We start from the raw sequence: 7852 nt of genomic DNA, 5'->3' as shown, positions 1-7852 counted from the left end.
CCCGGCGGCGACCGCAGCCTGGACGCGTTTTTCCAGCGCGGCGACGGCCTTCTCGTCCGTCACGCATTCCTGGAATTGGGTCTCGGACATGCCGAAGCCACCGGCCGTCTTGACCAGGGAGGCGCGAGGGCTGATCGCGCCCGACTGCCATTCGGCCTGGTTGGCCAGCAGTTCGTGGATGACGTCGAAATACTTGTCCGGCCCGGCGCAGCGCGCCATCAGGAAGCCAGCGGCCGCGATCTCGGCGGGCGGGGTCGGCAGTTCGCGGAAGACGTAGCGGACCTTGTTGGTGTCGACGTATTTGGCCTTGAACGCGGGCCAGGTGTTGTTCTGCCAGGCCGCGCAGTGACCGCAGGTCGGCGAGGCGTATTCCACGACCGTGACCTTGGCCCCCTCGGGTGCGCCCATCGCCATATCGCCCTCGGCCGCGCCGGAGCCGCCGCCGCACGCCGCCAGGGTCAGGGCCGCCGCAGCCATCGCCAGGCCGGCCAGAGTCTTCATCGGGGTCATGTTCGTTTCCGTCCGCTCTTATTGGGCCAGGGCCGCGTCGATCTTCTCTGACAGGCCGCTCAGGCTGGTGTCGATCACCTTCTCGCCGTTGACGAGGAATGTCGGCGTTCCATTGACCCCGGCGTCGAGCCCGGCGCGGATCCGCGCCTCCATGCCGGCGATGGCTTCGGGGTCGGTGATGCAGGTCTGGAACTGGGCTTCGGTCAGGCCGGCTTCGAGCGCGATCGGCAGAAGCACATCACGGGGCGGGACGCCACCGAAGATCTGGTCCTGGCTGGCCATGATCTTGTGGATCACGTCGAAATATTTGTCCTCACCGGCGCAGCGGGCGATCAGGAAGCCGGCCGTGGCGACCGGGACGGGCGAGGTCGGGAATTCGCGGAAGACATAGCGGACCTTGTTGGTGTCGACGTATTTGGCCTTGAACGGGGCCCAGGTGCTTTCCTGCCATTCCGCGCAGTGGCTGCAGGTGACCGATGCGTATTCGACTACGGTGACCTTGGCCCCCTCGGGAGCGCCCATCCCGATGTCGCCCTCGGCCGGTTTGCCCGCCCCGCCGGAACAGGCCGACAGTCCCGCCGTGCTTAGGGCCATGGTCGCCAGCGCCGCGCCGGTGATGGCCGCTCGCCGGCTCATGGCGGCGAAGGCCAGTCTAGCGGAGGTTTGGGGCAGAGTGGCGCGCATGGCGGGGTCCTGAAGGCGGCGGGTCATGACGATCGCGCGATTCCCCGGATGAGGGACGGTCCGCACGACAACGCTTGTCGAGAACAGGTGCGGCGAAGTTTTGTCAACGTGTGGACGGGTCGCATGGCCTCTGGCCGATCCGCGTCGTCTGCGCTAATCTGCACCAGAAGTATGAGGACTATTCCGTTATGGCCGTCGTTCGCAAAACCATCACCCTGACCGAGCAGCAGGACAGCTGGATTTCTGCACAGATCGCCGAAGGTCTCTACACGACTGACAGCGAGGCAATTCGAGACCTGATCCGGCGTGAACAACAACGGGGCTTCGCGTACGATGCGATCCGTGAGGCCCTGATCCATGGCGAACAGAGCGGTGAACCCAAGCCGTTCGATTTCGCCGCCTTCAAGCGCCGCAAGATCGAGCAGTATGGCTGAGTACCGCCTCAGCGCGGCGGCCGAACGCGATCTCGAAACGATCTTCGACTACACCGTTGGGCAATGGGGGTTGGCACAGGCGGTCATCTATACCGATCAGATCGAGGGGGCCTGTCTGGCACTGGCTGACGCAAAGGTTCGATCCGTTGACAGCAGCGACATTCGGCCAAGCTACCGCAGGCGGATCGTCGGTCGGCACGTCGTGTATTTCCAGGTCGCGCCCTATGGGGTGGCGGTCATCCGTATTCTCGATCAGCGTATGGATGCCCCGCGTCACCTGTAGGTGTTATCGGCCCTTGCCCTTCGCCTTGTCCGACAGCACGGCCCGCCCGAGGTTGGCCAGCGCGGCCTTGAGCGCATCCGGTGCCGCCTCCACCGACTTCGCCAGATCTGCCTCGGCGGCGGCGTCGAGGGGGTCGATGCGGCGGCGGGCACCCTTGGTCGAGGCGGCGGGCTGGGGCAGGGGCTTCACCGGCCCCTGGGCGATGCGCAGCTTTTCCACCGCGCCGGGGCCGAGGAACAGGTTCACGCGCGACAGAATCTCGGCCGACTGATGCTGGACCAGCAGGGCGGCGGGGCCGGCGACGCGCAGCTCAAGTGTGCCCCCCGATCCGGCACGGCCCTTGGTCAGCTTCTGCGGACGTGTGACGCGGGCCAGCTGATCGCCGACGATCTCACGCCAGCGCGGCTCCAGCGCCCCGGCGCCCCGGCCGTACTTCTCGTCCAGTTCGCGTATGAACGGAGCCAGGGCCCGGCCGGCGGGCGGCGCGGGGCGCGGCGCGGGGCGCGTCCGTCGCCGCGACAGGATCTCGCGGGTCTCGCTTTCCGTGGGCAGGTCGCGGGCCATGGCCCTATATAGCCGAACCGATGACCGACGTCGCCCGCTCCGCTTCCGATCAGATTACCGCCCTGCGCGCCGCCCTGCTGGCCTGGTACGATGCCGGCGCACGGACCCTGCCGTGGCGAGCCCCGCCGGGGTCGGGGGTGCGCACCGACCCATACCGTGTCTGGCTGTCAGAGGTCATGCTGCAACAGACGACGGTGCCGCACGCGACGCCCTATTTCCTCAGCTTCACCGCGCGGTGGCCGACGGTGGGCGATCTGGCGGCCGCCCCGGACGGCGACCTGATGGCGGCCTGGGCGGGCCTCGGATACTACGCCCGCGCCAGGAACCTCCTGGCCTGTGCGCGCGCGGTGGCGGGAGAGCATGGCGGGGTGTTTCCCGACACGGAGGCGGCCTTGCGGGCGCTTCCGGGCGTCGGGGCCTATACGGCGGCGGCGGTGGCGGCGATCGCCTTCAACCGGGCCGCCAATGTCGTGGACGGCAATGTCGAGCGGGTCATGGCCCGCCTGTTCGCGGTCGAGACCCCGGTGCCCGCTGCAAAGCCCGAGCTGGCGCGGCTGGCTGGATCACTGGTGACGGAGGATCGCCCCGGCGACTGGGCCCAGGCCCTGATGGACCTCGGCGCGACCGTGTGCCGGCCGAAGTCGCCGCTGTGCCTCGTGTGCCCGGTGCGGGATTTGTGCGCGGGCTATGCGACAGGCGCGCCGGAACGCTATCCGGTGAAGACGAAGAAGGCGGATCGGCCCCACCGGGTCGGCACGGCCTGGGTGCTGCGCGACGGCCAAGGGCGGGTGGCTCTGGTTCGTCGACCGGACAAGGGATTGCTCGGCGGGATGCTGGGCCTGCCGACGGGAGAGTGGGGGGCGGAGCCATCGGGCATGCCGCCCGTCGAGGCCGACTGGCGCGATGCGGGAGCCATCGAACACGTCTTCACCCATTTCAGCCTGACGCTGTCGGTGAAGGTGGCGGAGGGACAGGGCGAGTTCATCTGGACCGATGCAGATGCGGCGCTGAAGGCCCTGCCGACCGTATTCGCCAAGGCGCTGACGCGGGGTCTGGCCAGCAGTTGACCCCCGAAGAACTCGGCGCCACCGTTTATGATGCCCGTTTTTCGCGCCATCCCTCCAGACATGTCTGCCGATGCCGTCCAGCAGGTCGATGCGATGCTCTCGGAAATCCAATCGACCGAAGGCGTCCATATCCCGTGGGCGATTGAGAGCGGCAGCCGCGCCTGGGGCTTCCCGTCGCCAGACAGCGACTATGTTGCGCGTTTCATCTACGTTCGTCCTGCGGCCCAGGCCGTGACGATCTGGCCGCGTCGCGATGTGATCGAGCGACCGATCGTCGGTGACATGGACGTCAATGGCTGGGATCTCTCCAAAGCGCTGAGGCTGATCCTCAAGGGCAATGCGGTGGTCGTGGAGTGGCTCCAGTCACCCATCGTCTACAGCGGAGAAATCTGGCTGCGCGACGCCCTGCTCGATTTCGCCGAGACCTGGACGGATCGTGTTCGGCTGGAAGCCCACTATCGGCACCTCGGCCTACGGCAGCAATCGATCTATCTCGATGGCGAGGCGGAGCCTGCGCTTAAGAAGGTATTCTACGCCTTGCGGCCTGCGGCGGCGGTACGTTGGCTCAGGTTGCACCCGGATCGCCTTCTGCCTCCGATGCACTTTCCCACGCTGTTGGCCGAGGCTGATCCGCCTGCTGAAGTTGCCCAACTCACCCGGGACCTGATCGCCCGCAAGGCCGTCAGCTGTGAACTGGGTACGGGGCAAACGCCGGAGCCGCTGCGAGAGTTCATCAGGACCACCTTGGGAGATGACATCGGCTCCGAGCGAACACAGTCCCCGTCGGATGAAGCGAAGGCCGCTGCTGACGAGTTGTTTGTCCTGGCGACGCTGCGCCTGGATGCCGCCTAACGCGCCGTCAGAATACGCACATCCCCCGACTTGCCCCTCGGCATCAACACGGTTCCCTCGCCGATGCGTTCGAAGATCAGATCGACCTTGGAGCCCCCGACCCGCAGGTCGGTGACCGCCAGGCGGTCGACGCCGTTCGGCAGGGTGGGGTTGGTGACCGTCACGACCCCGTTAAGAGCATCCACATCCACGCCCAGCGCCGCCTGGAGCATCAGGAAGGCCGATCCCGCCGCCCAGGCCTGGGGCAGGCAGGCGACGGGATAGGCGATGGGGCCCTCGCCCGGTTCGCGGTCGAAGCCGCAGAACAGTTCGGGCAGGCGCATCTGGAAATGGCTGGCGGCGGTGTAGATCTCGCTGATGATCACGGCCACGGCATCGCGCTCGCCGTAGCGGGCCATGCCGGCGACGGCCAGGGAGGTGTCGTGGGGCCAGACCGAGCCGTTGTGATAGCTCATCGGATTGAACCGCGCCTGACCCTTGGCCAGGGTGCGCAGGCCCCAGCCCGAGCGGAACTCGTTCGACAGCATCCGCCGCGTCACCCGCTTCGCCCGTTCGGCCGAGGGCAGGCCGCTGAACAACAGATGCCCGGCGTTCGACCCGATCGACCGGACCTGTTCGCCGTCGCCGTCGAGAGCGATGGCGTAGAAGCCCTCGTCCTCCATCCAGAACCGGTCCTCGACCAGGAACCGGACCTCGTGCGCATGGTCTTCCCAGGCCTGTGCCCGGGCGTCGCCGAGCCGGGCCCCAAGGTCTGCCATCGCTAGCCAGGCGGCGTAGGCATAGCCCTGGACCTCCAGCAGGGCGATCGGCCCCTTGGGGAAGCGGCCGTCGCGGTGGAAGATGGAGTCCTCCGAATCCTTCCAGCCCTGGTTGGACAGGCCGGTCTCGGCGGCGCGGGCATAGTCGATCAGGCCGTCGCCGTTCGAGTCGCCATAGTCGCGCATCCACTCTGACGCCGCGACCAGATTGGGCCACAGGGTGCGGATCAGCTCCAGGTCGCCGGTCCTGCGGGCATAGGCACCCGCCAGGGCGATGAACAGACAGGTGGTGTCGACCCCGCCGTAATAGAGACCGAACGGCACCTCGTGCAGGGCGCTCATCTCGCCGCCGCGGGTCTCGTGCATGATCTTGCCGGGTGCGGAGTCGCGGAAGGCGGACACCTCGGTCGCCTGACGCCGCGCCAGATAGGTCAGGACGCCGCGCGCCAGCGACGGATCGAGCCACAGCATCTGCCAGGCGCTCAGGATCCCGTCGCGCCCGAACGGGGTCGAGAACCACGGCGTGCCGGCATAGGGATAGGGGCCGGTCGGCAGATCGGTGGTCAACAGGGCGATGTCGGCGCGGCTCTGGTCCAGCCAGGCGTTGAACAGGGGGCTGCGGGGGCCACGCAGGGAGGCACCGCGCCGTCGCCGCTGGCGCATCGACAGCTGGGCCTTCAGCGCATTCTGCCGCCAGCGCAGGGCGTCCGGGGCCTCGCAGGCATTGCCGCCGCATTCGATATAGAGGTCTATCCGCTTGCCCATCGGCAGGCTGAACATGAACTCGGCGCGACTGGCGGTCAGCCGGGCCGGTGGCTCGGAGAAGGACAGGCAGCTGGTCCGCTCGACATTGTCCAGACCGGTATAGCGGAAGGTGACGCGGCGGCCGTCGTGGGTTGGCGTATGCTGGGTGCCACGCTTCTCGCGCAGCGTGCCCCGCACCTGGAAGATATCGGCAAAGTCCGCCCCGAAATCGAACGCCAGCGGCAGCAGGACGTCCTCGATCCCGTGGTTGACCACCCGCACCCGCTCGAACATCCGCCGGTCCCACAGAAACCGCCGCCGCTCGATATGCAGCACCCCCGCCGGTGCCGACCGCTCGCCCATCGGCGGCAGGGGGCGGTTGGTCAGGTGGGCGGTGAAGAAGACGTTGTCGCGCGACACGCCGCTGCTCAGCCGTGACGGCCGCGCCAGCCCCGCCGACAGGGTCAGGCGCGACAGGATGCGGGTGTCCTGATCGAACAGGCCGTCGGCCCCGCCCTTCAGGTCGCCCCAGGTATCGGCCACCAGAAAGGTGTCGCCGTCCTTCAGCGCCTGGAGCGTATCCAGCCCGCCGCTGTCCGAGGTTTCGGCGGCCGTGGTCTGAACCGAGTAGGTGTCGTCCATGAGGTCTCTGTGCGCAGCTTGGGGACGTTAGAACGTGTCACCCGAATGCGGCGCTTACGGGCCGCTCAAGTGACGAATGCCCCAGACCGCGAACGGTTCAGCTTGAACCGCTGACGCCGTGTTTCAGGCGACGTTGCCGAAGCTGCGTGGCTCATGCAGCGGCGTCACGACGTCATTGACCGGCGGCGCGATGACCGGCTGGACGGCCAGAAGGTCGTTGTAGACATCGACATAACGCCTCGCCATCGCCTGGGCCGAGAACCGCAGCTCGAACCGCGCGCGGATGGCTTCGCGGTCCAGCAGGCCGGCGCGATCCGCCGCCGCGATCGCCTGCTCCATCGTGTCGACGAGAAAGCCGGTGGCGCCGTCCTCGATGACCTCGGTCGTCGAGCCGCACTTGAATGCCACCACCGGTGTGCCGCAGGCCATGGCCTCGATCATCACCAGACCGAAGGGCTCGGGCCAGTCGATGGGGAACAGAAGCGCCTCGGCACCGCCCAGAAATTCGGACTTCTGGTGATCGCCGATCTCGCCGATGAACTCGATCAGGGGGCTGGATTCGATCAGAGGCTTGATCTTCGTCTCGTAATAGACCTTGTCCGCCGCATCGACCTTGGCCGCCATCTTCAGCCGCTTGCCGAGCTTCAGCGCGATTTCGATGGCCCGGTCTGGCCGCTTCTCCGGCGAGATGCGGCCGAGGAAGGCCAGATAGCCCTTCGACTTTGCGTGGAATTTGTACTGTTCGGCCGGCATCCCGTGATGCACCGTCGCCCGCCAGTTGGCGAAGGCCAGGGGCCGGCGCTGGTCGTCCGAGATCGACACCAGCCCGTATTCGCCGAACCGCTCATAGACCTCGGGCAGGTCCTTCATGTCGAGCCGCCCGTGCAGGGTGGTCAGGGTCTTGCCGGCGTATTTGCGGAACATCGGAAACTGGATCATGTCGGTGTGGAAATGGACCACGTCGAAATCATCGATCCGGTCCATGACCTCGCTCAGCATGGTCATGTGAGCCGCCAGATCGGACTTCAGCGGCGAGGGATCCAGCCGGATGGCCTGATCGCGCACCGGGACCAGCTTCGCCCTGGTCCGCGCATCGGCGCTGGCGAACAGCGTCACCTCATGACCCAGATCGACGAGAGCGTCGGTCAGATGGGCGACGACCCGTTCGGTCCCCCCGTAAAGCTTCGGAGGAACGGCCTCGTACAGCGGGGTGACCTGGGCGATCTTCATGGCGGTGTTTCCCGACCCGCTCAGCCGGGCCGCAGGGATCAACACCTCCGCCGCTGCCAGGTTCCGTTAGGCCCGAGATTTCTT

General features: G+C 67.2%; 9 protein-coding genes. 4 read left to right on the top strand and 5 right to left on the bottom strand.

The genetic code is table 11. The features are described from left to right. Both ACILQR_RS14385 and ACILQR_RS14380 read right to left on the bottom strand, forming a co-directional pair. Positions 1 to 510 (bottom strand): thioredoxin domain-containing protein (locus tag ACILQR_RS14385; protein WP_395652078.1); only part of this gene is annotated, 510 nt, incomplete at its 3' end. Positions 511 to 528: 18 nt separating this feature from the next. Continuing rightward, positions 529 to 1221, bottom strand: a complete 693-nt coding sequence (locus ACILQR_RS14380; RefSeq protein WP_395652077.1) for a DsbA family protein — start codon at positions 1219 to 1221, stop codon at positions 529 to 531. A 161-nt stretch (positions 1222 to 1382) separates the two neighbouring features. Between ACILQR_RS14380 and ACILQR_RS14375 the strand changes: the two genes are divergently transcribed. Both ACILQR_RS14375 and ACILQR_RS14370 read left to right on the top strand, forming a co-directional pair. Then, the gene (locus ACILQR_RS14375) at positions 1383 to 1628 is read left to right on the top strand and encodes a type II toxin-antitoxin system ParD family antitoxin (RefSeq protein WP_395652076.1); all 246 of its coding nucleotides are present in this window, start codon (positions 1383 to 1385) and stop codon (positions 1626 to 1628) included. After that, positions 1621 to 1911, top strand: coding sequence for a type II toxin-antitoxin system RelE/ParE family toxin (locus ACILQR_RS14370; RefSeq protein ID WP_395652075.1), 291 nt, complete (start codon positions 1621 to 1623; stop codon positions 1909 to 1911). Before ACILQR_RS14375 ends, ACILQR_RS14370 begins: the two co-directional genes overlap by 8 nt. A gap of 3 nt (positions 1912 to 1914) precedes the next feature. Here the strand turns inward: ACILQR_RS14370 and ACILQR_RS14365 are convergent, their stop codons facing one another. Further along, positions 1915 to 2475 (bottom strand): DUF721 domain-containing protein, encoded by a 561-nt coding sequence (locus tag ACILQR_RS14365; RefSeq protein WP_395652074.1) that lies wholly within the window; start codon positions 2473 to 2475, stop codon positions 1915 to 1917. 20 nt (positions 2476 to 2495) lie between these two features. Here ACILQR_RS14365 and mutY point away from each other — a divergent pair, with 20 nt between their 5' ends. Together mutY and ACILQR_RS14355 are read left to right on the top strand one after the other, a co-directional pair. Then, on the top strand, positions 2496 to 3542 hold the full coding sequence (mutY, locus tag ACILQR_RS14360) for an A/G-specific adenine glycosylase (RefSeq protein ID WP_395652073.1): 1047 nt from the start codon (positions 2496 to 2498) through the stop codon (positions 3540 to 3542). A 27-nt stretch (positions 3543 to 3569) separates the two neighbouring features. Beyond that, positions 3570 to 4394, top strand: a complete 825-nt coding sequence (locus ACILQR_RS14355) for a nucleotidyltransferase domain-containing protein (RefSeq protein ID WP_395652072.1) — start codon at positions 3570 to 3572, stop codon at positions 4392 to 4394. On the opposite strand, the gene ACILQR_RS14350 is transcribed toward ACILQR_RS14355, so the two are convergent. Both ACILQR_RS14350 and ACILQR_RS14345 read right to left on the bottom strand, forming a co-directional pair. After that, entirely contained in the window at positions 4391 to 6538 is a 2148-nt protein-coding gene (locus ACILQR_RS14350; RefSeq protein WP_395652071.1) for a glycogen debranching N-terminal domain-containing protein, read from the bottom strand. The genes ACILQR_RS14355 and ACILQR_RS14350 overlap by 4 nt on opposite strands. Positions 6539 to 6661: 123 nt before the next feature. Continuing rightward, a complete protein-coding gene (locus ACILQR_RS14345) occupies positions 6662 to 7768 on the bottom strand; it encodes a glycosyltransferase family 4 protein (RefSeq protein ID WP_395652070.1) in 1107 nt (368 codons plus the stop codon). Positions 7769 to 7852: the final 84 nt, after the last annotated feature.

The organism is Brevundimonas sp., assembly GCF_044239655.1.
In the GTDB taxonomy this organism is placed as follows: Bacteria; Pseudomonadota; Alphaproteobacteria; order Caulobacterales; family Caulobacteraceae; genus Brevundimonas.
Note: the sequence above shows the minus strand (reverse complement) of the source record. Positions and strands in the feature narration are given on the sequence as shown.